Source organism: Methylomonas sp. MK1 (assembly GCF_000365425.1).
Taxonomy (GTDB): domain Bacteria; phylum Pseudomonadota; class Gammaproteobacteria; order Methylococcales; family Methylomonadaceae; genus Methylomonas.
Genome location: NZ_AQOV01000001.1, coordinates 1,938,394 through 1,961,056, shown reverse-complemented (window position 1 = coordinate 1,961,056; position 22,663 = coordinate 1,938,394). Strand labels below are relative to the sequence as shown.

Annotated in this window: 21 protein-coding genes and 3 tRNA genes; 11 read left to right on the top strand and 13 right to left on the bottom strand. The window is 50.1% G+C overall.

Annotation, left to right across the window (positions count from 1 at the left end):
* Positions 1-70: 70 nt before the first annotated feature.
* Entirely contained in the window at positions 71-790 is a 720-nt protein-coding gene (locus G006_RS0109235) for a DUF2490 domain-containing protein (RefSeq protein ID WP_152428835.1), read from the bottom strand.
* Between the two features lie 152 nt (positions 791-942).
* Complete coding sequence (locus G006_RS0109230) at positions 943-2,589, bottom strand: SulP family inorganic anion transporter (protein ID WP_020482899.1); 1,647 nt, start codon at positions 2,587-2,589, stop codon at positions 943-945.
* Positions 2,590-2,915: 326 nt separating this feature from the next.
* Here G006_RS0109230 and G006_RS0109225 point away from each other — a divergent pair, with 326 nt between their 5' ends.
* Positions 2,916-5,489: a YbcC family protein gene (locus G006_RS0109225; RefSeq protein ID WP_020482898.1), complete on the top strand. Its 2,574-nt coding sequence runs from the start codon at positions 2,916-2,918 to the stop codon at positions 5,487-5,489.
* Positions 5,486-7,366 carry a proton-conducting transporter transmembrane domain-containing protein gene (locus G006_RS0109220; RefSeq protein WP_020482897.1) on the top strand — a complete coding sequence of 627 codons (1,881 nt, stop codon included), beginning with the start codon at positions 5,486-5,488 and terminating at the stop codon, positions 7,364-7,366. Before G006_RS0109225 ends, G006_RS0109220 begins: the two co-directional genes overlap by 4 nt.
* 176 nt (positions 7,367-7,542) lie before the next feature.
* On the opposite strand, the gene G006_RS0109215 is transcribed toward G006_RS0109220, so the two are convergent.
* The 4 genes from G006_RS0109215 to G006_RS0109200 form a co-directional block, all read right to left on the bottom strand.
* Positions 7,543-9,270, bottom strand: coding sequence for a bifunctional protein-serine/threonine kinase/phosphatase (locus G006_RS0109215; protein WP_020482896.1), 1,728 nt, complete (start codon positions 9,268-9,270; stop codon positions 7,543-7,545).
* Between the two features lie 30 nt (positions 9,271-9,300).
* Positions 9,301-9,600 (bottom strand): hypothetical protein, encoded by a 300-nt coding sequence (locus G006_RS25315; RefSeq protein WP_020482895.1) that lies wholly within the window; start codon positions 9,598-9,600, stop codon positions 9,301-9,303.
* A 77-nt stretch (positions 9,601-9,677) separates the two neighbouring features.
* The gene (locus tag G006_RS0109205) at positions 9,678-11,153 is read right to left on the bottom strand and encodes a NarK family nitrate/nitrite MFS transporter (RefSeq protein WP_020482894.1); all 1,476 of its coding nucleotides are present in this window, start codon (positions 11,151-11,153) and stop codon (positions 9,678-9,680) included.
* 584 nt (positions 11,154-11,737) lie between these two features.
* A complete protein-coding gene (locus tag G006_RS0109200; protein ID WP_020482893.1) occupies positions 11,738-12,079 on the bottom strand; it encodes a zinc ribbon domain-containing protein YjdM in 342 nt (113 codons plus the stop codon).
* A gap of 900 nt (positions 12,080-12,979) precedes the next feature.
* Between G006_RS0109200 and G006_RS0109195 the strand changes: the two genes are divergently transcribed.
* The 5 genes from G006_RS0109195 (at position 12,980) to G006_RS0109175 (ending at position 13,858) form a co-directional block, all read left to right on the top strand.
* The gene (locus tag G006_RS0109195) at positions 12,980-13,171 is read left to right on the top strand and encodes a hypothetical protein (RefSeq protein ID WP_020482892.1); all 192 of its coding nucleotides are present in this window, start codon (positions 12,980-12,982) and stop codon (positions 13,169-13,171) included.
* A 161-nt stretch (positions 13,172-13,332) separates the two neighbouring features.
* Positions 13,333-13,524 (top strand): carbon storage regulator CsrA, encoded by a 192-nt coding sequence (gene csrA, locus G006_RS0109190; protein WP_020482891.1) that lies wholly within the window; start codon positions 13,333-13,335, stop codon positions 13,522-13,524.
* A gap of 10 nt (positions 13,525-13,534) precedes the next feature.
* Positions 13,535-13,625, top strand: a tRNA-Ser gene (locus tag G006_RS0109185).
* 57 nt (positions 13,626-13,682) lie between these two features.
* A tRNA-Arg gene (locus tag G006_RS0109180) sits at positions 13,683-13,759 on the top strand.
* A gap of 23 nt (positions 13,760-13,782) precedes the next feature.
* Positions 13,783-13,858: transfer RNA gene (locus tag G006_RS0109175), tRNA-Asn, on the top strand.
* A 162-nt stretch (positions 13,859-14,020) separates the two neighbouring features.
* Here the strand turns inward: G006_RS0109175 and G006_RS25310 are convergent.
* Genes G006_RS25310 through G006_RS0109150 form a run of 5 tightly spaced genes read right to left on the bottom strand, consistent with a single transcriptional unit; the run spans position 14,021 to position 16,249 of the window.
* The gene (locus G006_RS25310) at positions 14,021-14,245 is read right to left on the bottom strand and encodes a helix-turn-helix transcriptional regulator (protein ID WP_020482890.1); all 225 of its coding nucleotides are present in this window, start codon (positions 14,243-14,245) and stop codon (positions 14,021-14,023) included.
* Positions 14,246-14,257: 12 nt separating this feature from the next.
* The gene (locus G006_RS0109165; RefSeq protein WP_020482889.1) at positions 14,258-14,725 is read right to left on the bottom strand and encodes a FlhC family transcriptional regulator; all 468 of its coding nucleotides are present in this window, start codon (positions 14,723-14,725) and stop codon (positions 14,258-14,260) included.
* A 12-nt stretch (positions 14,726-14,737) separates the two neighbouring features.
* Positions 14,738-15,331: an STAS-like domain-containing protein gene (locus G006_RS0109160; protein WP_020482888.1), complete on the bottom strand. Its 594-nt coding sequence runs from the start codon at positions 15,329-15,331 to the stop codon at positions 14,738-14,740.
* A gap of 50 nt (positions 15,332-15,381) precedes the next feature.
* Entirely contained in the window at positions 15,382-15,975 is a 594-nt protein-coding gene (locus G006_RS27690; protein WP_081607909.1) for a FlhC family transcriptional regulator, read from the bottom strand.
* Positions 15,956-16,249 carry a flagellar transcriptional regulator FlhD gene (locus G006_RS0109150; RefSeq protein WP_020482886.1) on the bottom strand — a complete coding sequence of 98 codons (294 nt, stop codon included), beginning with the start codon at positions 16,247-16,249 and terminating at the stop codon, positions 15,956-15,958. Before G006_RS0109150 ends, G006_RS27690 begins: the two co-directional genes overlap by 20 nt.
* Positions 16,250-16,675: 426 nt before the next feature.
* On the opposite strand from G006_RS0109150, the gene G006_RS0109145 reads away from it, so the two are divergent.
* Positions 16,676-17,662 (top strand): hypothetical protein, encoded by a 987-nt coding sequence (locus tag G006_RS0109145; protein WP_020482885.1) that lies wholly within the window; start codon positions 16,676-16,678, stop codon positions 17,660-17,662.
* 368 nt (positions 17,663-18,030) lie between these two features.
* On the opposite strand, the gene G006_RS25305 is transcribed toward G006_RS0109145, so the two are convergent.
* Positions 18,031-18,273: a hypothetical protein gene (locus G006_RS25305; RefSeq protein WP_020482884.1), complete on the bottom strand. Its 243-nt coding sequence runs from the start codon at positions 18,271-18,273 to the stop codon at positions 18,031-18,033.
* 63 nt (positions 18,274-18,336) lie between these two features.
* The gene (locus tag G006_RS0109135; protein WP_020482883.1) at positions 18,337-18,816 is read right to left on the bottom strand and encodes an Lcl domain-containing protein; all 480 of its coding nucleotides are present in this window, start codon (positions 18,814-18,816) and stop codon (positions 18,337-18,339) included.
* A 516-nt stretch (positions 18,817-19,332) separates the two neighbouring features.
* Between G006_RS0109135 and G006_RS0109130 the strand changes: the two genes are divergently transcribed.
* The 3 genes from G006_RS0109130 to G006_RS0109120 are packed head-to-tail and all read left to right on the top strand — an operon-like array spanning position 19,333 to position 22,639.
* Complete coding sequence (locus tag G006_RS0109130) at positions 19,333-19,998, top strand: response regulator transcription factor (RefSeq protein WP_020482882.1); 666 nt, start codon at positions 19,333-19,335, stop codon at positions 19,996-19,998.
* Positions 19,995-21,320, top strand: a complete 1,326-nt coding sequence (locus tag G006_RS0109125) for an ATP-binding protein (RefSeq protein ID WP_020482881.1) — start codon at positions 19,995-19,997, stop codon at positions 21,318-21,320. Before G006_RS0109130 ends, G006_RS0109125 begins: the two co-directional genes overlap by 4 nt.
* Positions 21,317-22,639, top strand: coding sequence for a TolC family protein (locus tag G006_RS0109120; protein WP_020482880.1), 1,323 nt, complete (start codon positions 21,317-21,319; stop codon positions 22,637-22,639). The genes G006_RS0109125 and G006_RS0109120 overlap by 4 nt, the downstream gene beginning before the upstream one ends.
* Positions 22,640-22,663 lie beyond the last annotated feature (24 nt).

Sequence of the window (22,663 nt, the reverse complement as noted above, 5' to 3'; positions counted from 1 at the left end):
TGCTGATAGTACGAAACAATCTAGTTGATTAAGCAAGAAAAGGCGCAATACACCGTTTATAGCCGCCGAATTAGAAATTAACAAACACCGACGCCATGCCCAAATGCCGCATCGTCGCCGCACTGTGATTGGCGTTATCGACATATTGGTTCATGTAACCCAATTCGGTTCTAACATTTTTGTTGAAGCTCCAACCGAAACCGGCAAACGCCCGGTTTTGATCGAAGCCGGATTTACCGCCAAAGGTGGTGGAATTGACCCGGTAAAAAGCTTCATCCCAGGCGATCATGCTCAAGCGCGGTTCGAATTCGAACGGGTGCAAGAATCTGATCATTTGCCGGGGGCGTTCGCGCAACTGGTCGCCATTCAGAAAGTTGGTTTCCCACATCGTGCGGAAGGTAAAAGTGCCTATCTCCGTGGGCAATACATAGCGGAATGCCGGCCAAATGTCTTGTTGGGACACATAAGATTTGCCGATGTTTTGAGTCGGCAGCCAGGTATATCCGGCCCAGAGGGTGGCGCGGTCGCTCAAGGAATAACCCAGTGCAGTGCGAACCATGCCCTGATACCAATGGCCCCAATCGCCATCGAAGCGCGATTGGCCTTCTAGCCAGATGCGCCCGTTTTTCAGACTAGGATCGATAAAGCTCATGCTGCCTTCGGCCACGGCTTGTAACCAGGCGCCGGAGTCCTCTGTCAGATCGTTGGCCATAGCGTCCGCAGATATTACTGTTAGCGATAGGCAGCCTATAAACGACAAACAAAATATTTTTCCAGATAGCTTGTGCATAAAGTTTCCCCAAAATTTAAGTAATAGTTGGCTTATCTCCCTGCGTTATCGGGAGATGAGGGTCTTCTGTCGGTGTTGTTAAAACAAAGAGCTTATGGATGGCAAAGCGTCACTCCGGCGGTTCGACCGCTCGGAGTAACGGTGTTACCCGGTCAGAGCGCAATTTTGCGGCGTGCAGAGAGATGGTGGTCGGAATAACTTTCATGATCGTCCAAGCCGACAATTTCGCAACGGCCGCCTGCTTGCTTGTAGTCTTCGGCAAAATGGTGAATGAATTCCATCACGGTGTGGTCGATCAAATTCGCTTCGGTCAGATCGAAAAACACGATTTTGCGTTGCGGAAAATCGGCCAGCAAGCTTTTTAAGGTGATGAAGTTGGAGAACACCGCTGCGCCGGATACCTCAATGTGATAGGTGTCTGCATCGGCTTGGAGCACGTTAAAAGCCATTGAAAATGCGTTACGCAGTTTTAAACCGCGGCTGACGTGAATCGCCAGTTCCACCGCGATGCCTATCGCTACACCAACCAATAAATCGGTAGCCAAGACGCCGAGGATTGTAATGACGAACACTGCAAAATTGTCGACACCCACCGCCAGGGTTTTCGCAAATTCTCTGGGTGAGGCTAGGCGAAAACCGGTGAAGACTAACAGCGCGGCCAGGGCCGATAGCGGGATTTCGTGAATCAGTTTGGGAAACAGCGCCACGAAGACGAGCAAAAATAGACCGTGAAAGAAGTTGGCCCAGCCGGTTTTCGCGCCGTTATTGATGTTTGCGGAGCTGCGGACGATTTCGGCAATCATGGGCAAGCCGCCGATCATGCCAGCGACCATGTTGCCGATCCCGACCGCAGTTAAATCGCGATTCAGGTTGGAGCTGCGTTTATACGGGTCGAGTTTATCCACGGCCGAGGCGCTCAACAAACTTTCCAGACTACCGACCAGCCAAATGGTTAATACCGCCAGCCAAAATTCGCCGGTGGCAATCTTGCCAAAGTCGGGTAGATAGAATCCGGCTAGAAAGTGTTCGGGCACTGCCACCAGAAATGACGGGCCGACGCTGAATTCGTGATGCGGCAGAATCGTTGCATCCGGCAGAAACAGATATTGATGGATATGATCCAAATCAAAATACTGACCCAAGGCCAAGCCCAACAATACCACCAGCAGCGGGGCGGGGATCATTTTCAAGGTCGGATGTTTGATCACCGACCAAAGTATCAATAGCAGCAAGCCGAGTAGGCCGATTAGCGATACCTCCGGATTCATTTCCATCAGCGAATGCGGGATCTCGGCAATGGTGCCCAACAAAGATTTAGCTTCCGGCTTAACGCCGAGCAAGGTGTGAATCTGCTTTGCCATGATGATGATGCCGATGGCGGCCAACATGCCGTGCACGACCGATGAGGGAAAAAAGGCACTGAGCTTGCCGGCCTTGAACACGCCCAGCAGTACTTGCAACACGCTGGCAATGACGATGGCGGCCAGCGTGTAGCGATAACCGGCCATCGCATCGCCTTGTCCTAGGGATTGGACGGCATCCACAATCACCACGATCAAGCCGGCGGCGGGACCGTTGATGGTCACGTAGGAACCACTTAGTCGCGATACCAAAACGCCGCCGATTATCGCGGAAATGATGCCGGACATGGGCGGAAAGCCCGACGCCATTGCGATACCCAGACATAGCGGCAAGGCAATCAAAAACACTAAAAAACCGGATAGCAAATCGCTACGCCAGTTTTCAATCAAACCGGGTAGTCCGGTCTTTGGCAGGATGACTGGAGTTGATGTGGTCATGGTTTTTCTCAAGAAGCCAAGGAAAACCAAAGCACAGCGAGAAACATGCCAGTTTTGCACGAACTGTGTCAGGGCTGATATATCAAGGGTTGTGACAGTGGCTAGCCTTAAAATTGTTGTAGATTTGGTTCGCTGGCCTGGTTGATTCGTCCGCTTCAACCAGTTGGGTGGTTTATTTGCACCGATGGTGCTTGACTTGGGATTTAAATAATAAGCTGGAAACGGCGGTATGTCAGGTTTTAGGGATTTGGCACGCACTATGCAGAGTGAAGCATAAGAGGCTGTGTGCCTCAACTTCTGTTTGACTAGCGAGGTTTAAGTTACAGATGTCTGCTTCTGCCCATCAAAATGTTCACAACGCTGCTTTCGATTTGGATGCGGCTATCGAGCACATCGCTCATTGGCTGCCCAGCCAAGGACCAATCAAGGATTTTATTCATCACAATACTTTGCATGCCGTGCAGGACTATCCGTTTCACGAAGGGGTGGCGGTGGCGGCTCAGGTGTATGGCGCGAAAAGCTATTTGCCCTTGGCCGATTACCTGAAACGCTATGACGAAGGCCGGATCAGCGATCAAGCACTGGAATGGGCGATTGCTCAGACCAATTGCAGTGTCTATCAAGAGCAGTCGTTGCGGTCATCTTTGTTTGAGCCGGATGATCATAGCCATTATCCGCCGCAGTCCTTGGCTAACCACGGCATTCGCAGCGCCTGGTTAAATCGCCTGGAAATCGACTTGAACGGTATGGTGCATCCGGTGATGTTCAGATTGTTAAGTAATTTTCTGGATCAGGGCATAAGCCGTTGGGCAATGCCGAAACCGGACGAGCGTTTTTGGGATTGCGTCTTACGCTTGGTGCAAAACAGCCTGTTGCCTTTGTATCCGTTTCATCAGCCTGTAGTGCGGCAGATGCTGGATGCCGGTCCGGATCGGGTGATTTTGAATTGCCTGGGCAAAATCGTCGGCGATGAAACCTTGTACGGGCAATATCTATTGGAAGTATTGCTGGCACATCCCGGTTGGTCTGGGATGGTGCGGATAATCGAAACCCAGCCCAATGTGTTGCTGGCGCCTCGGGCAATCTCGCTGAAAGAATTACTAGCGGTTGAACTGGCTTGCGAGTTGGCGTTTATCGATAAAAAGCATGGGCACCGTTTTTTACAGATCGCGCAACTGCCTAATTTACATGAAATTCCCTTATTGGAGCGTGATGCAACCAAGCCGCAAGTGCCTTTGAAAATGCGGGTCTGGCATGAGGCAATGGAGTGGTCGCTGCATTCCGAATTGCTATTGGCCTTGCGCGAGCAGGCGCCGGTGGTTCGAACGCCTGAGCAAGCGCCCAAAGTCCAGGCGCTATTTTGCATAGACGATAGGGAGTGTTCGCTGCGCCGCTACCTGGAAGAAATGGATCCAGGGATTGAAACCTTCGGCGCGCCGGGATTTTTTGGTATCGATTTTCTCTACCAAGGTTTGGACGATGTGTATCCGGTGGCGCAATGTCCGGTGGTGATTAAACCCAAACATTTGATTCTGGAATCGACCGATACGCCGCAGCCCGACAAATCCGATAAGGGCGAATCGCTGTCAACCCTGCATTTTGGCGCGCATTCCATGGTGCGCGGGTGGTTGTACACGCAAACGCTGGGTTTGGCATATGCGTTGCGCTTGGGATGGAGCGTATTGCGCCCCGGCGGCCAGTTGCCGGGCATCCAAAGCTTAAGTGAAGTGGCAGCCCATAGCCATTTACACTTATTGCGGGAGAGCGACGAGCCCAATGAAGACGGCTACTTGCTGGGTTTTTCGTTAACGGAAATGGCCGACAGAGTAGGTGGATTGCTGCGCAATATCGGCTTGACCAAACAGTTTGCACCCTTGATTGTCGTGGTCGCGCATGGCTCCAGCAGCGTCAATAACCCGCATTTCGCCGCTTACGATTGCGGTGCGTGCTCCGGTAAGCCCGGCGCGCCGAATGCGCGAGCCTTCGCCTGGATGGCCAATCACCCGCAAGTTCGCGACATCTTGCGTGAGCGGGGGATAGACATTCCTGCCGGTACGCATTTTATTCCCGCTTTGCACAATACCAGTCGCGATGAGATCACTTACTTCGATCAGCAGCAACTGGATAAAGCCGCGCGTCACGAGTTTCACAGTTTCCAACACAGCATGCAGCATGCCTTGCAGCGCAACGCGCGCGAACGCTGTCGCTGGTTTGAGTTGGGGCCAAAATCTCATAGCAACGCCGAAGCGCATAGTCATGTGGTGGCGCGGGCCTCGTCTATTTTCGAGCCGCGTCCGGAATTGAATCATTCGAATAATCTGTATTGTGTGGTGGGGCGGCGCGACTTGACCCGCCATCTCTTCATGGATAGAAGGGCGTTCTTGCAATCCTACGACCCCCACAGCGATAGCGACGGCTCGATATTGGTCAAGGTGCTGTCGGCGGTGATTCCGGTCTGTGGTGGTATCAATCTGGAGTATCTGTTTTCACGCATCGACAATTCGGTCTATGGTGCCGGCACCAAACTGCCGCATAACGTGATCGGTTTGTTGGGCGTCGCCAACGGCGTGGAAGGCGATTTACGCACCGGCTTGCCGTCGCAAATGATAGAGGTGCATGAGCCGGCGCGCTTGTTAATGGTGGTCGAACAAACGACCGCGATTGCCGATCAGGCCATTGCTATGTTGGGTGGCTGGCGGGAATGGCTGGATAACGAGTGGATACGCCTGGTGGCTTGCGATCCCGTGAGCCGCGCCATGTATTTGTACAGTAGCGATGGCTGGAAGGTGGCCGAACCAGCGACTGGCAGACCGTTGCCGATTGCCAGTCGCTCGGAAAAAATTATTGTCGGACAAAATCGGACGATTCCGGTCCACCAATTGGAAAGGAGGCAGGCATGAGTACTTTATTATTGGCGTGTGTGTTATTGCCATTGATTGGATTTTTGCTGATTTTTTTCAGCCCGGACAACGAACATAGAATTGCCGCGATCAGCCTGTGGATGACTCGGATCAAGGGCGTAGCGGTGCTAGGTTTACTGGCTGCATGGGCCGCCCATGGCTTCGCTAACTTTGAATATCAATGGCTGGTGTTGTATCAACACGACGATTACCAGTTCCCCTTGCTGTTTTTTCTGGATAGGGTCGGTGCGGCGTATTTATTTGTGGTGTGGGCGGTGTTTTCGGCCATTGTTAAATACTGTCGGGTCTATCTACACCGGGAAGCGGGGTACAAACGCTTCTTTCAGGCCATTTTTGGGTTTGCTTTCGGCTTGAATCTGATCGTACTGTCCGGCAGTATCGACATGCTGTTTGCCGGCTGGGAAATCGTCGGCATATCCTCATTCCTGCTGATCGCCTTTTATCGGCATCGGCCGCAACCGGTACGTAACGCCTTGCGTGCCTACACGATTTACCGTTTTTGCGATGTCGGTTTGTTGGTCGGTACCTGGATGAGCCATTTGCTGTTTCACGAAAGTCAGCATTTTAGCCAGTTGTTGACCATGTTCGATCCCAACAATATTCCGCCGGCAGGGTATGCGTCCTTGTCGATTTTATCCTGGCTGATTATTTTGGCGGCCTCCGGCAAATCGGCACAGTTTCCGTTCAGTTTTTGGTTGCCGCGTGCGATGGAAGGGCCAACACCGTCAAGTGCGATTTTCTATGGAGCCTTGTCGATTCATTTAGGGGTGTTTCTGTTATTGCGGACTATGCCGATCTGGAGTTATCACTATCTACCGCGTTTGATCGTCCTGAGTATCGGCGTGTTGACAGTGTTTGTCGCCACCTTGGCCGAGAAAACCCAATCCAATATCAAAGGTCAAGTGGCTTACGCCTCCATCGCACAAGTAGGGATTATGTTCGTCGAACTGGCATTAGGCCTGGAAGACTTGGTGTTGCTGCACTTTATGGGCAACGCGTTTTTGCGCTGCTATCAATTACTGGTGTCGCCATCCATTGTCGCGCATTTACTGCGGGTTGAAGGGAATGTCGATAGCGATTTTTATATCAAAAACAATGATCAACTGACTTTTTTGCCGGCGTCGATTCGCGATTCGTTGCCTGACGTTTTGCAAAACACCTTGTATGTATTTGCCCTGCAGGAAGGGCATTTGGAACTGTTGGTGAAGAAGATTTTATGGGAGCCGCTCAAAAACCTGGGTCGGCAACTGAACGCGGTGAGCCTGTGGATCAAAATTTTGGCGGGCCTTGCCTTGCTGGCGATCATCGCTATCGCCGCATCCGGCGTCAGCAGCGTCGCCAGAATTTACCTGTCTATGCCGATTTCGCTGGCGATGGCCGTGGTATCGTTGAGCGCGTTTAGCAACAAACGCAGCCCGTTCCAGGTTTGGCATAGCGTGGCCTTGAGCAGCATTTTGGCCGGCGTGGCGGTGTGGTTGATGGTGCCTTCGGCTTGGGCCGATGTGGTTTTGTTCTTCAGCGGCATTATTCCATCCTGGATCTTGGGCATCTGGGCGCTGAGCGTGTTGCTGAGGCACTATCATTTTGCCGATGAGCCTTTCGTATTCCGGGCCTTCGCAGAAACTCGCCCCGGTTGGTCGCTGATGCTGTTTTTGAGCTTCCTGGGCTTGGTTGGCTTTCCGATTACTCCGGCATTCTTGGGCGAGGATTTGCTGTTGTCACATGCCAGTAGCCAACACCCCTGGTTTGCCGCGCCGATTACCGTATCCTTTGTGATCAATGGCATTGCCATCGCCAGAGTCTATTTACGGCTTTGCATGGGGCGGCCCGTCGAGCTGAGAGAGGCGGTTTTTTAAAACAAACCGGCACTAATAAGCCGTACAAGACTTTTTTGCCAAAGTAAAAGTGGTGGTCAAGCGGTAGAGGCCAAATATCGAAAGTGGCTCTATGAACATCGCTAAAATGGGTTATGCAATCGGTTGGCCGGTGTGAACCCCCGGTTACAAATTCAGCGATGGCGGTGTTTATGAGCTTATTGCCTGCTCAGTAAGAACAGTAAAACGACGCTGATCAGAAAGAACAGCGCTGTCGTACTTTTCCAGAACAACAGCGGATTGCGCTCTATAAGTGGGATTTTATCTTCCGCTTTCAGAAATTGCGGGTTGGGAGTGGATAGGTCGTGCAGGAATTCGGACAATTCGTCATACCGAAACCGTGGCGAAATCGTCGTGGCCTTTTTCAAGGCGCCGTCTATCCAGATCGGCACCATCTCGTTGCGGCGGATGCTGGGAATGTAAACCAGGCGCTCGAGATTGTTGCGGTTGGGTTTTTCCGGCATGTTGGCGAATGGCAAATTGCCGTTGAGCATTTCGTAACAGATGACGCCTAAGGAGAACAAATCCGACTTCACCGTGCCGGATTGACCTAAGTGATACTCCGGCGCGGTGTAGTTCAGCGTGCCTAAAATATTCTCGGCTTGATTCCGGTCGAGAGGGGTGATTTCGGCGATGCCGGCGATCTTGACCGAACCGAAGTCTATGATCTTAACGCTGCCTTGCTCGGTAATCATGATGTTTTCCGGTTTCAAATCCTGATGCAGCATTTCCATACGATGAAAAGCGCGCAGCCCTTTGGCGATTTGTTCGATTAGGGTGCGAACCCGCTTGATCTCCGGCTTGGGGTTCTGACTGATCCATTGTCTTAAGGTTTGCCCTTCGATAAATTCGGTTACGTAGTAAAGACAGCTTTTGGCGCGGTCGGATTCGAGTACTGTTAAGACGTTGGGATGGTTGATCCGTTTACCAGCCCATTCTTCGTGCAAAAAATGCTCAATATAATGGGTGTCGTCGTTATACAGCACCGACGGCGTCTTCAAAATGACCCACCGGTTATGCAGCGTATCGAAGGCTTGGTAAATTTGGGTGCGCTTGCTGGCATGCAATTCCGCTTCGATCCGGTAGCCATCCAGCAGCATGCCGGGTGCCAGTGGCGGTGGAAAAGGCAAGTGCCCATGATGTCGCAATATTTCGTCTTCGCGTAGTTGCGGCAAGTCGTCGATTCGAACCAGTTGGCAGGTCACATTGTCGTCGCTCCCGTTAGCCAGGGCGGTTTTGACCAAGACTTCGGCAAGGGTTTGCAGATCGGAATCCTGCGAGAGCAGCGTTTTTAGGTGGTGCTCGCTAATAAAATCGTGGAGCCCGTCCGAAGTCATCAAGAATAAGTCGTTTTTTTCGACGGTCAGCGATTTGTAATCCACTTCCAAATGCGGTTCGATACCCATCGCGCGATTCAGATAGCTTTTGTCGTTGGACACCCAAAGTCTGTGGTCGCGCGTCAGTTGCTCCAGCCCATGTTGCCGCCATAAATAAATCCGAGAATCACCGACGTGCAGAATATGGGCGGTGTTGGATTTAAGCACCAGTACACTGAGCGTGCTCACCATGCCTTTTACCGAGGCATAGCGTATTTGTCCCTGGCTGTGCAGCCAAGAGTTGGTAGCCGACAGGATTTTTTGTCCGGCTTTGGCTACTGACCAGGAATCCGGCGTGCTGTAGTAATCCTCCAGAAACGCGGTGATACAGCAATGGCTGGCTTCCTTGCCGGCTTCACTGCCGCTCATGCCGTCCGCAATACCCGCCACGATGCCTTTTAGGGTCAGTTGCGGTTCAGCAGGGACGACAGCGCCCCAGCAATCTTCGTTTTCGGGTTTCACTCCTTTGTCGCTGTGCGAACCGAGCTTGATCGATAAGGTTTTGGCCATAGGCTGCGGATAACTGAAGTTGTGTGTGGCTTAGCAGGCGCGGTAACGGCGCAATTCCGCCAGGCGCTGCTCCAGTTTAGTCATCAGTAAGGCCTGATGATGGCGCAGTAACACCGAGTCGCTGGGGCGCGGGGACAGGGTGGCTTCGATTTCGTGGTGGACCAGGGAAATGACATGCCGTCTCAGAACGGCATCTTCCGGCAAAAAAGGGTTGCTTTGGGACTGGGCGAGCTGTTCAGTCGCGTGGTGTTCTCTGGCGGATGTTTGGCAAGCGCAACGCCAGCAAACGATTAAAGTCAGGGTTAAGGCGGCCAATAATGCTTCGATCATGGGTATTTCTCCAAATAACTAAATGTTAAAAATTGCTGTAACAATCTTCGGCAGATGACGAAGGGATGCTTTGCTGGTTAGACTAATTCGATCATGGCCACGCTGCCGTCTTCCATGATTTCTGCCATGTGGCCGGCGGGTTCTTCGATAAATTGCACTGCCAGTGCGACCACGACGGCGGTGCCAGCGATGGTGAGAAAAAAGGCTTCCGGTGTGACGAAAGACAATACCGTCAGAAAGGTGACTCCGCCCACATTGCCGTAAGCGCCGACCATGCCGGCGATTTGCCCGGTCATGCGGCGTTTGATCAACGGCACCATTGCGTAGACCGCGCCGCATCCCGCCTGGACGAAAAATGAACACAAAAAGGTCACGGTAAACGCCAGGGCAATCGGCCATTCCGAATTGATTTGCGACATGGCGGCATAGCCCAGTGCGCAACCGATCACGCAAACGCTCAACGACAATTTGCGACCATACTTATCGCTCAGCCAGCCACCGCCAGGCCGGGCGATCAGGTTCATGAACGCGAAGCTGGATGCCAGTAGGCCCGCTTGCACTGGGGTGATGCCAGTCTGTTTGAAGGTTTCGTGGAAAAACAGCGGCAGCATGGAGACGACTGCGAGTTCGGAGCCGAAGGTCACCAGGTATGCCAGGTCCAGAATGGCAACCTGTTTAAATTTGTATTGGTGTATCGCTTCAATGGGTTGGGTGAGGTGTTCCTGATTAACGTGCACGATTTTGTACAAGTTGTAGAGAAACAATAGCCAAATCCCGATGTAAAGACCGATTGTGGCGTCACCGGATAACAGCTTCATGCCCGTTGGCGATAGTTTCCAGGTCAGCAAACTGAGCGCTGCATACAAGGGAATGGTCATTAAAATATAGAAGAACAGATCCCAGATGCTGGTTACTTCCATAGCGCCGGCTTTCTTGGGTTTGAAATACGTCGAACCTTTGGGTGTATCGCTGACGCTGAAAAAATAAATCACCGAATAGAGCAAAGCCATGATGCCGGTGCAGGCAATCGCATAACGCCAACCGTTTTCGCCGCCGAATGCCAAGGCCAATGACGGTAAGGCGATGGCGGCAGCGGCTGAGCCGAAATTGCCCCAGCCGCCGTAGATGCCTTCGGCAACACCGAGTTGTCTGGCCGGGAACCATTCGCCGACCATACGGATTCCGATGACAAAGCCGGCGCCGACGAAACCCATCAAAAATCTCGCCAGGGCTAATTGCTGAAAGTCGTCGGCAGCGGCAAACATGAAGCAGGGAATGCTGCTGATTGCCAACAAGCTTGAGTAGGTGCGTTTGGGGCCAAATTTATCCACCAAAATACCAATCGCAATCCGTGACGGGATCGTCAACGCCACGTTCAGTATCAAGATGGTTTTAATTTCCGCTTGACTGAGTTTAAGGTTCTCGGCAATCGCCAACATTAGCGGCGCATGGTTGAACCACACCACAAAGCTAATGAAAAACGCCAGCCAGCTCATGTGCAAAATCTGCATTTTGCCGGTGAAGCTAAAAAGATTGAGTTTGCTCGAGGACATAACTTACCTTTGAAAAGTAGGGAACAAAATGAATTCCGCTGGCCGGGTCTGGCGTTGGAAATTCGTATCAATCAGCTTGCATGCACAAGCTATTGCTCCCCTTGAAATGGGCTTATTTACTCATGAAGCGCGGGTGTCCTGAAACGAGCGAAGGCAGGCACAACAGACGAGTAAATCGCTTAGCTGAACGTGAGTCAGCCTATTTCCAACGTCGTTGTTGAAGGGAGCAGAAGGTGCAGCGTTGCACGAGCTACATGATAGCACCGATTATGCCGAAGTATTCAATCCTGCTGTTTGGCGGGCATGCAGAATGAGCCGGCGAAGCGGTTTCGGAACCCCCAAATGTTTATGGGTTTGGCTCTGAATATCAAATTGCCGAAGCGGGTTCAGGCCGCTTCGCCGGGTGTCTGTGAATCGCGGGTGGCTGGCGTTCAATCATCTTAGCTACCCGGCCCTTTTTACCACTGGTATTCCGTTCGGGCTGAGCTCGTCGAAGCTCAGGCTGGTGCTCCCTTCGATAAACTCAACGGTATTTAAGAGCCGGGTTATTAGAACCACATGCACCTTGCGATTAGTGGGTGGGATCAGACTTTTTTTACAAATTCCGATTTCAATTTCATCGCGCCGATGCCGTCGATTTTGCAGTCGATATCGTGGTCGCCGTCCACTAGGCGGATGTTTTTAACTCGGGTGCCGACTTTGACAACCAGTGAAGAGCCTTTCACTTTCAGGTCTTTAATCACGGTGACGGTATCGCCGTCTTGCAGCAGGTTGCCGTTGGCGTCCTTGACGACTTTCGCCTCATCGTCGCTGTCGCCGGCGGCATCGGTCGACCACTCGTGGGCGCAGTCCGGGCAAATATTCATGGTGCCGTCGTGATAGGTGTATTCAGAGCCGCATTTTGGGCAGTTAGGTAAATCGTTCATGGTTGTTCCGTTGTTTTGATAAGCTGCGAGACAGCAGGTTTAATGTAAAAAAATCCAGATTAGCCGCATCCCCTAAATCACAAACTCCATCATGCCGGCCGGGATAAGAGCATCGACAGGCATCGATCACTATTTTCGAGCTATTCCGATAGTCGGGAGATCGGTAATCCAAAGATCACCGTTTTACAGTTAGGTTTGGCTGTCAACCTTTCCGGCACCTAGCTGAAAGGTGATTAATAAAGCAAGCGGCTATAACGAATTCGCTGCTCGGTCTAGCGGCTGCCATTTTCTGGAATGACGAATCCGGGGGATTTAAGCTGAAGCGACGAGTATCTGGACGTTCAGTTCGGTATTGGAACCCGCTTGCTTTTTGTAGTCGAATATGTGCTTTGCTTAACACCGGGATTCGACGACAAATCATAACCCGGCTTTATGAATTATTGGTATCTCGCGCGGATTTAGTGTTTGGGAGCCATATGCAGTCTACGTTGCTTTCTTGCCGGAACAATAACTCATCAAAACGCGAGCGGCCGACCGGCCAGGAGATGACGGCGCGAGAATGATAACGGTAAAAACTCATCTGTTTGACCGATTGCCGAAAGCCTTGACATGCCGGTGTTTTAAGGTTGCGACAAATCGTCGCACTTTTTCTGGACAAAGCGATTTAAGTACACTAGAATGCGCCCACCTTGACTTAGGTCAATACGAGCCGAAAAGCTTCGTATCTATTGGGGGAGGGAATGCGACCGTGTAACGGTACAACAATAATAAAAGCGCAAGCTATTAACCTGTTATCACAGATATCAGGCGTCCAAAAAACATAAAAATAACACCGGACGAAGCCCACTTAATAGTGGGCTTTTTTATGCGCAAATTACCATAAACCTGTTTGTTATTCAGATGGCCGAAAAATCAGATTCGCTTCCACAAGATATTATGGAGGCAGAGCGTTTCATTGATGAACTAATGAACGACACCAAGCACCCGGTTCACAATCATGCTCATCCGTTGCACAAAGAATCGGTTAAAGCATTAGATGAGCTGATGCAGAGTCTGGATACAATGCGCCATGAGTGGTTGTCTAAGGGATAGTTCAGAAAAACACAAGAATTTGTCTATTCAGATGTGTTAGCTGTACGTGAGGTTTTCTTTAAGGCTAGTAAATATATCTTTATTTTTTCTCAAAAACGGATATAATCGTCGGTTCGAGTATGTTGCAGTAACAAAGCGCATTAATAGTGTAGGGAGATAGTATGCTTATCTTGACTCGTAGAGTAGGAGAGACCTTGATGATTGGTGACGATGTGACTGTTACAGTTCTCGGGGTAAAAGGAAATCAAGTTAGAATTGGCGTAAATGCACCAAAAGATATATCTGTTCATAGGGAAGAAATCTACGAGAGAATTAAGAAAGAGCAGTCCGAAGCAGGGAGTACGGAGGGCTGAATAAGTTATAGGAGAGATGGCCGAGAGGCCGAAGGCGCTCCCCTGCTAAGGGAGTATGTGCCAAAAGCGCATCGAGGGTTCGAATCCCTCTCTCTCCGCCACTAAACAAAAACCTTGACACAGGTTTCTAAAAAAAAGATAATAAGCGGCTCAGATAAGCGCCCGTAGCTCAGCTGGATAGAGTACTCGGCTACGAACCGAGCGGTCGGGAGTTCGAATCTCTCCGGGCGCGCCATATCGAGAACAGCAAAATATTAATCCCCTGTAGCTCAGTCGGTAGAGCGGGTGACTGTTAATCACTAGGTCGGCGGTTCGAGCCCGTCCGGGGGAGCCAAATAAATCAAGGGCTTAGGCAGAAATGTCTAAGCCCTTTTTTATTGCGTGGTCACTTTTATGGTCACTTTGTTTTTCACTCAAATCCGAAAAAAATTTCGTGTTTGATCGAAAAATATACGGCACCAAACGACAAATAAGGTTTGAATGCAGTTGTAAAGCATCAAAGTGTTCCGACATCTTCTTTTTTTACCCTCCTTTCATAAAATTCTTTAATTTGGCTTGCAAGCCACATTTGTGGATTTCGAATTACCGGTGGAGGAACCTCACCTGCCTTCCTCATTCGCCAAAATTGGGTCCGAGTCACGCCCAATTTTTCAACCATGTCGTTAATTTTCAGGAATTCCTTTTCTTTTGCCGTCGAATTTTGCTCGGATTCAATATTCACTGGATAACCTGATTACAAATAGTTGTTACATACGCCACATCGTTCAACCAGGTCTTCTCTTGCATTCAACAGTACCCAAGCACGACAATGTGGACATATTGAGACCTGCACTTTTTTATCCTTGATGTCCTCAGAAACAACCCACGCCGCTGAAAAATCAAGGTTTCCGAATGGGTAGGAATGTTTATAGGCATCAAAGGCGGTTATCACTGCTTGAATTTGATCATCGGCCAACTTACTCGCGGCCACCCGATAGCAAACCGCAAACAGCGTAACGTCTTTATATTTGCGTCTACTTCCAGTCAACCCGCGTGTTGAAAACTTGATTGAACCTGGGGTAGGAGAACGACCATGCAATTGTCGATAGGTTTGCCTTAATGGCTTGATGGGAATGCCGGTCACTTGATGCACGATTTTCACCCTGGCATGGCGTTTCAGCAATTCAATGGCTAACGTTTGCTGTTGATATTTTTTCAGCATAGACCCCCCCTCTCAGCATATAGAACCGGTTAAACCGAGCATGGCCTCCACTATCGGCGGTTGTTCCTTATTTATGTTCATCAGGAACTGACTGGAAAACCGAGGAGTGAAGCAAAGCCAATTGGAGCGAGCGATGAACTGAATGTCCTCCAAGGACAAATGACCGAGTGCTGTTCGCATGGTGTCATCCGTTATCCCCAGCACTAACTCTGTCAATACTGGATTTTCCCGCGCGATTTCTCTGGCCTTGATCAACCAAGTTTGATTCATCGTGTAAATCTCTTCATCGCACCCTTGGTGATTGATCGCTGAAAGTTTATCGAAATAGTCGTCCAAGTTTTTGAATGCAGATTGCATTTGGATTTTATTTGTGTCACTCAAGTTAATGACTATAAGTTTCGATTTCAAATAATCGGCGCCAAACTCAGTAATCAAAGGAAAAAATAATTCCTGAAAGAATCCCTGGGTAATTGTCTTGACGTCCTTAAAATCAATGGTCAATATCTGCTGATTGGCAAAGCACTCGCGTGCGAGCCGAGCCAGATTTTTGCCATGAACGGGCTGATGTATTTGGGATTCAGTGGCTGTAATGACAGCAATATGCATGCGACTTCTCCTTAGTAGCGTATGGATGGTCTCCAGGCTGAGTGATGTAATCAAATCGGTTTTTTGGACTTTGCAGAAACCCAGCGTCGTCGTCCCGAACGATCAGTCCAAACAGTGCAGATTGGGCACTGGCTAAAGGTTGCATTAGGGTGAATCATGCTGAGAAAGCGTGCTCTGCAACATGCGCAAACAGTGAATATCAAATCGCCGGCCAAGAGCATGTTGATTAAAGACCATGCTCTGTTTATGTCTAACGAGAACTGTTTTGCTCCAAGAGATATTCCTTTAGGCTCGATGAATATGTTTGATGCGATGTTTTTATAAATGCTATAGGCGTCAACCAATACCTGTGCTGAAGATTGCTGAATTGATAATCGCCGCCGAATATCATCGAGAATGCCTAAAAATAACGACGCGTGAATATTACGGCAGGTGGACTGAATAACCCATTGGTAATCATGAGGAAGCATGCCTTGTTTGGGTGGGCATCCTTTTACTGATTTATACAAGTCGATACTCTGCTGCCGAGACAATTGACAAAGTTGACTCACAATAGGAGGGCGAGCGCCAAGCTGGATCAATTGCTCAGCTAAAACCAAGTGGTTGGCAAAATTCGATGCCTTTTTAAATCGCACTGTTTTCATCGGTCCACTCCACAATGAAGGGTTGAAGTAAATCCACGTAGGTGCCCATGGAGACGCCACTTGGAACGAAGACCGGCAACAGTTGAATAACCGCTCGGCTACTTTCAGCTTGATCCCGAAGATGTTCCAGTGTCATGTCCGCCAGTTTTTCTATACGGTTTTTATCCAAGCCAAATCGCCATGCTGTTTCTGCCGGGTTGCTACGGGCGCATTCCCGGGCTAGCATCAGATATTCGAAATTTAACCGGGCAAGATCTTCATCCAGTGTTGACATAGACGCCTCTTAGTTGATTAATGGCTGTTGTCGGTATGCTAGGAGGTCAAAGCAGAAATGTCCCGTTCGCAAGGTGACCTGTTTTGGGTCACAAACCTCTGGAAGCCTTGATGGCTCTTCATTGCAGCAGTTAATGATTAATAGTCGTAACGTTCTTTTTTCCGAACTGGACCGCCAGATCAATGCGGAAACGTAAAACGAGTACATGAATCCATTGAATGATTCCGAAACTCTTATACTCTCGTTCCGGCTTCCAGCGATGCTTGCTGTTGCGGAAGGTGCTTTTTCTGGTACACCAATTAAATTCAAATAGTTAAAAATCATTTCGGTATTACCCAAACCTTGAATTGTTATGGAGGACATTGTTATGAATCGACAAAGCGCAAACCAGCCTGCAACTACCGGTTACCTGGTTTGGGGTGGTTTATGCGTGAGGTAATCCAATGTCTGATAGATTGGCTGGACAGCGAAACAAGCGATGAAAAAGGCCACCGCATATTGCGCGCGTTATCCCATGAATCGTTAAAGAAAGCGGATTTCGATGAGTCGAAGCGACGGTTCACACCCGAAGAAATTGTCGCAGCGGTTGGAGACTCGATAGGAAGTGCTGATCCGAAAAAGTGGATCGATTGGTCGGGATCACTAAAAAAATATTGCGAAACGCGGGAGGGGCAAATTGTTGAATATGCTCGTAAGCGCGGGCTACAGCATTACCCGAAACCGGAACGAAAAAGTACCAAGGGTGGTCCGGGTAGGCTCACAACGTTTTATATAAAAGCAGAGCGGGTACCAGAAGTCATGGATGACGATAGCGCTATCGATGAGGTTCGGTTAGATAGCAGTATTGCAGCCGAGTTGAAAGCCTACTATCAAATTACTGAATTGGGTGAGGTTCAAACGAGTTGGATTGCCAGATGGTTGTTTCGGCACGGACAAATCGCATTGAGTCGATGGCATGTATGGGTTGTATTGGGGTGGTTGGTTACAATTGGCGGACTCGCAGTGTTAATTGCCTATGCCGGATGGCTATCGTTATCGGTACCCAGGTCCGTGACAACGCGCGATTTGACACTACTGATAAGTATTTTTGTGATTCCTTACGGAGCATGGGGCGCTATCATCAAGCCTTGGGTTTTATTGTTCGATGATCGAATTGTTTTAGCGCATGAATTGTTCATAAAAATCCATGAGCAATCAGCTCAGTTCGAACTGCTACGAGACGGCGATTTAAGAGTGATTCGGTTGGTTCGGTATTCGGCGGCATGTCCCATTTGTGGTGCCACTATTTATCTAGAAAAAGGCGAGCCGGATTACAGACGAAGATTGGTGGGACGTTGCTACGAAAGCCCGAGAGAGCATGTGTTTAGTTTCGATCGAATCACGCGTTGCGGGCGGTTACTGGTAGATAGATAACCAACCTTTCCAAAGTTCATCTCAGCCATTTTGCATATTCCGATACAAATTCAGCCAGATTTTGAGCGGCTTTGATCGGCCAAAATCGGCGATCGAGGACGCTAGCGAAATCTTCCTTTCCTAAGTTCAGCGAATGGCAGCTTTTTGGCAAGTAACCTTACATCTTCTTTGGCCCGCCCGGCCACTATGCGACATTTAACAATTTCAGAGTTTGGCAGCAGTAAAACCGAAAGCTGTCTATCAAAGTTTGAGATACCCCCTCCTTGAGCGCAAAGGTTTGTCTCAACCGCGGTTTGTGGACGATCAAACTGACCGAAAGGATAGGTGTTAATGTTACATCAAAGTTCTTGGCCTAAAGGGAGTTAGCTTTAAGGGTTACGGTTTTGAATTTCAGCCAATATTTTATCGACTTCTTTTCTGGGCAGATAATCCAAATCCCAGTGACTTGTGTAGTTTTCCTTTAAACGTCTTTTGCCTTTGTGAAGTTGCTCGGGTTCTTTATTTACAGCAAAGGCAGCTGTGCTGATTGGTTTTTCAGCAAGGTCGATCGGATTATCAGCATATCGATCAGTCTTTAGAAAACTAATCATTTTTGCAACCAGTGTATTCATAAAAGCTATTCCTTGATCTGATTTTTACCGGTAGACGCTGTTTTTCCTGGTTGGATAAACAAATTAAAAAGACCGGACAGCACGCACGCTAAGCTTACTGTATTTATTGTAGCGATCCTGGTCGCCATTGCCGAAGCCCTGGATCCAGGCGCTGTTGATGTCTTGCTCCGTAGCGCTCCAATAATCGTCTTTAGCAAAACCGCCCACCACGTTTCTGTGTTCATATAAGACTTTTAACTCAGTCTTTGTCGGCAAATGCCAGCCGGAGCCATAAGCGCCTGCAACTGTAACAGCGTCACTCCAACTTAGTGAATTGATCTCATCGGCTGCTTTCGCTTCCAGGCCATGCTCACCCGTATCATCGACATAATAGACTTTGCCCCCTTGGGGGCCACTGTCGCCAAGCCCATATATTGCAGCAGTCTTAGCTCTCTCGCTATATGGAACGGCCGGACTAACAGTGCTTTCCGCTTGAACAGCATGCCCCAATAATAAACCCCCAGCCAATAAAACCACTTTTGCTATTTCTTTGAGATCAATCATGGCAATGCTCCTTATTTCTGTTTGGCTGTTAGTGGTTTACTGTCGCTGATGCGGCGCTTTACGCAAGTTATTAAGTTCACAGCCTAGATTAGCGAGGGTGTTTATTAGTTCCTGGTATTGGCTGTCATAGTGAAATGCCAGATGACTTGCATGCCCCAGACTAGAAAGTGGGCAATTGGGGAGGGATGTTGAACATGGTTTGCCTGAGTTTAGAGTCAACGAAATGTATCGAAGTGTCTAGCGATCCTGTCACAGCAAATTAAATCTTAACTATCAGCTGTGGTACTAGTAAACTCGGTGAAGAATGGCAGCTTTCAGAAATCGGAATTCAATGCCAGCTTTCCGGCGATGAATCTGAAGAGTGGACCGTCAACACCCGCCCCCAAGCCGTCCTTGATCAACTCCAATAACGAACGACCGCTATAGATACCTTCCCGAACATTCGAAGCGCCTTAACTATTACTTAAATCTTCATCATTTACACTGTTGGCCAGATGAAGAAACTATAAGGTCAACATGCGATTGTTATTAGCGGAAGACGATCCGATGATCGGCCAGTCGATCCGGGATGGATTGCAGCTGGATGGCTTCGTGGTCGATTGGGTACAAGACGGGGAACAAGCCAAACAAGCCTTATCTCATGTGGCGAGCGAGTACGCTTTATTGCTGCTTGACTTAGGGCTTCCACGCCTATCGGGCCAGGAGCTGCTGGTCGAACTTCGTAAATCCGGCAACGCCATCCCGGTGTTAATCCTAACAGCACGCGATGGGCTAAGTGATCGAGTCGCCGGTCTTAATAACGGTGCGGACGATTATCTAGTCAAACCTTTTGCCTTGGAAGAACTCGTTGCCCGTATTCATGCGCTGGTACGCAGAAGTGCCGGACGCGGCGCTTCAGACATTGAATACGGCGCCTTGCGTATTAACCCGCCGAGTCACGAGGCCTGGTTACGCGAAACCTTAATCGACTTATCTGCCCGTGAGTTTGCATTGCTGCATGCTTTGATGGAACAGCCGGGCGCTGTGCTGTCCCGTTCGCAATTGGAAGAGCGCCTGTACGGTTGGGGCCAGGAAGTGGCGAGTAACGCGATCGATGTCCACTTGCATAATCTGCGCCGTAAACTCGGTGCTGACATTATTTTTAATGTCCGTGGCGTCGGTTTTAAAGTGGTGAAGCCATGAATACTTCTATTCGCAGCCGGCTAACCTATTGGTTAATACCCGTCTTGCTGGTTGCCGGTATCACGTTTGCCGTGCCGACGTGGCTGAACGTTCACGAAGAAATTGACGAACTATTCGACAAGGTGTTGCGTGAAGCCGCTTATTCCTTGTCCCATTCAAACAGCTTGCAAGATGTTAAACCTAACACAAACAGCTCTGGGTTAAATAGCGATGGCATTGATTTAGTCAGTCAGATCCGTGGCCCGGATGGTCGAATGCTGTTTCGATCTCATCCGTTTTCGCCATTACCGCAAGGCGGAAAACTGGGGTCCGACACGCTTAACTGGCAGAACCAGGACTGGCGAGTATTTAATTTAAAAACCGATAGTGGATTTGTCCAGGTCGCTCAAACGACGCAAGAACGCCGTGAAACCGCCAACGAAGTTGCCTTGCATATACTGGCACCATTGCTGATTTTACTGCCGGGGCTGGCGTTATTGGTTGGCTGGGCGATTGGTCGGGGTTTAGCGCCATTGGCTCAAGTGGCTGAAGCAGTGGCGTGTCGCAATCCTCATTCATTAGATCCGATCCCGAATAAGGGCTTACCGGAAGAAGTTAGCATCTTAATCAGCGCAATAAACACGCTGCTGAGTCAATTGGATCAGGCACTGACGGCACAGCGCCAGTTTACTGCCGATGCGGCGCACGAACTGCGCAGTCCGCTCACTGCACTGTCCTTACAAGCACAACTGGCCGAGCGTGCCACTGAACCCGTTCAGCGTGATCTAGCTATGCAAACTTTACGACAAGGTATAGCCCGTGCCAGTCATCTGGTTCAGCAATTGCTGATCTTGGCTCGCCTCGATCCGGAGGCTGGCGATTATCCGCTCACGCCGCTATTTTTGGATGATTTGGCGCGGAACGTGGTAGCCGATTTTGCCCCACAAGCCGCCCATAGCCACATCGATCTCGGCCTGTCGCACGCGGATCATGTCAGGGTTGCCGGCACCGAAGAGGCGCTGCGCATTCTACTCGGCAATCTGCTCGATAACGCCATCCGCTATTCACCAGCAGATGCACGGATTGACGTCAGTGTCACCGGCGAAGCCACTGCGATTCGTCTGGAAGTCAACGACACCGGGCCAGGCATTGCCTTGGATGAGCGGGCTCGCGTGTTCGACCGATTCTACCGCGTATTGAATAGCGCCGAATCAGGCAGTGGTCTTGGCTTATCCATTGTGCGGCGAATAGCCGAGCAGCATCAGGCTGATATTAGGCTGGCCGATGGGGATGGCGGCATTGGCCTCAAGGTGATTGTGACGTTCCCGGAGGCGAGCGCATGACGCCTTTTGCTTCCAGTCGTTTTCCAATAACGCTTCTCGCTTTGTCGTTGACTGCCTGTACCCCGCAAGGCAAGGGTTTGAGTGACGTCGCTAACGATCTGGAACAACGTACAGGTCAGCATTTTGCCGAAACCGGTGCCGACGAAACCGCATGGCCCGCCAATATCTCTTTAAATGACGGCTTATCCGATGACGAGTTGGTCAGTTTGGCGCTATGGAACAATCCGGCCTTTCGCGCGACCTTGGCGGATTTAGGCCTGTATCGCGCCGATCTCGTGCAAGCTGGGATGCTGCCCAATCCCACCCTCTCGATGCTGATGCCGTTTGGTGCCAAACCTTTAGAAATGACATTGATTTATCCGCTGGAAATTTTCTGGCTACGCCCGCAACGGATCGAAACGGCAAAGCTGGATGTTGAACAGACCGCACATCGTTTGGTTCAGACAGGCTTGGACTTGATCCGCGATGTGCGGGTCGCCCATGCTGAATTGACCTTGGCCAAGGAGCGCCTGAAATTGGCTCACTCCTCCGTTACACTGAATCAGAACATAGCCGAGCTGACTCATGCGCGATTGCGAGCCGGCGACGCCAGTGAACTCGAAGTCACCAATGCCCAAGTCGATGCCCTTCAAGCACAGGAACAACAAGGTCGATTCCGGCACGATTGCGAGATAGCAAAAGAGCGGTTACGTAATTTGGCTGGGTTGAGTCTGGAACAGTGGCCTGAAAACATTAGTGCGGAAAAGTTACCCGATAGTAATAAGTTCGATGCTGAAAAACTGCTGACCGAAGCTCTAAATGCTCGTCCCGACCTGCGTGCCGCAGAAATCAACGTCGAATCAGCAGGCGAACGTATCGGCTTGGCGAAGGCTGAGGTATTTAAACTCACCGCCAGCCTCAACGCCAAGCAAGTGAACGGGCCCTTATTGGCAGGACCAGGCTTAGACGTGACATTGCCTATCGTTAATCAAAATCAAGGTGGTATCGCGCAAGCGCAGGCCCGTTTTGACAAAGCTGCAAGGCAATATGTCGCCACCCGACAACGGATTGCCTTGGATGTCCGAGAAGCCCATGCCCGATTGCAACAGGCCAGCGAAAGCCTGAAACAGTGGCAACAGACTATCCTGCCGCCCCTTCAAACTGCCATACAGGATGCTGAAAACGCCTATGCGGCCGGTAATGTCACCTACCTCTTCGTGCTCGAAACCCAACGCCGTTGGCTGGACGCGCAATTGAAAACCGCGCAAGCGGCCGCCGACTTACGCCGCGCCCGCGCAGAACTGGAACGCAGCGTCGGCCAGCGTCTGAAGCCTGCTTAATTCACTAATTATTAGACTCCACGG

What these genes read in the sequence shown, in the direction of transcription:
- G006_RS0109130 (WP_020482882.1), top strand. Translation starts at nt 19,333, where the DNA reads ATGCGATTGTTATTAGCGGAAGACGATCCGATGATCGGCCAGTCGATC.
- G006_RS0109150 (WP_020482886.1), bottom strand. Translation starts at nt 16,249, where the DNA reads ATGTCAACACTGGATGAAGATCTTGCCCGGTTAAATTTCGAATATCTG.
- G006_RS0109120 (WP_020482880.1), top strand. Translation starts at nt 21,317, where the DNA reads ATGACGCCTTTTGCTTCCAGTCGTTTTCCAATAACGCTTCTCGCTTTG.
- G006_RS0109200 (WP_020482893.1), bottom strand. Translation starts at nt 12,079, where the DNA reads ATGAACGATTTACCTAACTGCCCAAAATGCGGCTCTGAATACACCTAT.
- G006_RS0109135 (WP_020482883.1), bottom strand. Translation starts at nt 18,816, where the DNA reads ATGATTGATCTCAAAGAAATAGCAAAAGTGGTTTTATTGGCTGGGGGT.
- G006_RS25305 (WP_020482884.1), bottom strand. Translation starts at nt 18,273, where the DNA reads ATGAATACACTGGTTGCAAAAATGATTAGTTTTCTAAAGACTGATCGA.
- G006_RS0109235 (WP_152428835.1), bottom strand. Translation starts at nt 790, where the DNA reads ATGCACAAGCTATCTGGAAAAATATTTTGTTTGTCGTTTATAGGCTGC.
- G006_RS0109205 (WP_020482894.1), bottom strand. Translation starts at nt 11,153, where the DNA reads ATGTCCTCGAGCAAACTCAATCTTTTTAGCTTCACCGGCAAAATGCAG.
- csrA (WP_020482891.1), top strand. Translation starts at nt 13,333, where the DNA reads ATGCTTATCTTGACTCGTAGAGTAGGAGAGACCTTGATGATTGGTGAC.
- G006_RS0109230 (WP_020482899.1), bottom strand. Translation starts at nt 2,589, where the DNA reads ATGACCACATCAACTCCAGTCATCCTGCCAAAGACCGGACTACCCGGT.
- G006_RS0109145 (WP_020482885.1), top strand. Translation starts at nt 16,676, where the DNA reads ATGCGTGAGGTAATCCAATGTCTGATAGATTGGCTGGACAGCGAAACA.
- G006_RS0109160 (WP_020482888.1), bottom strand. Translation starts at nt 15,331, where the DNA reads ATGCATATTGCTGTCATTACAGCCACTGAATCCCAAATACATCAGCCC.
- G006_RS0109125 (WP_020482881.1), top strand. Translation starts at nt 19,995, where the DNA reads ATGAATACTTCTATTCGCAGCCGGCTAACCTATTGGTTAATACCCGTC.
- G006_RS0109225 (WP_020482898.1), top strand. Translation starts at nt 2,916, where the DNA reads ATGTCTGCTTCTGCCCATCAAAATGTTCACAACGCTGCTTTCGATTTG.
- G006_RS0109195 (WP_020482892.1), top strand. Translation starts at nt 12,980, where the DNA reads ATGGCCGAAAAATCAGATTCGCTTCCACAAGATATTATGGAGGCAGAG.
- G006_RS27690 (WP_081607909.1), bottom strand. Translation starts at nt 15,975, where the DNA reads ATGAAAACAGTGCGATTTAAAAAGGCATCGAATTTTGCCAACCACTTG.
- G006_RS0109220 (WP_020482897.1), top strand. Translation starts at nt 5,486, where the DNA reads ATGAGTACTTTATTATTGGCGTGTGTGTTATTGCCATTGATTGGATTT.
- G006_RS0109165 (WP_020482889.1), bottom strand. Translation starts at nt 14,725, where the DNA reads ATGCTGAAAAAATATCAACAGCAAACGTTAGCCATTGAATTGCTGAAA.
- G006_RS25315 (WP_020482895.1), bottom strand. Translation starts at nt 9,600, where the DNA reads ATGATCGAAGCATTATTGGCCGCCTTAACCCTGACTTTAATCGTTTGC.
- G006_RS0109215 (WP_020482896.1), bottom strand. Translation starts at nt 9,270, where the DNA reads ATGGCCAAAACCTTATCGATCAAGCTCGGTTCGCACAGCGACAAAGGA.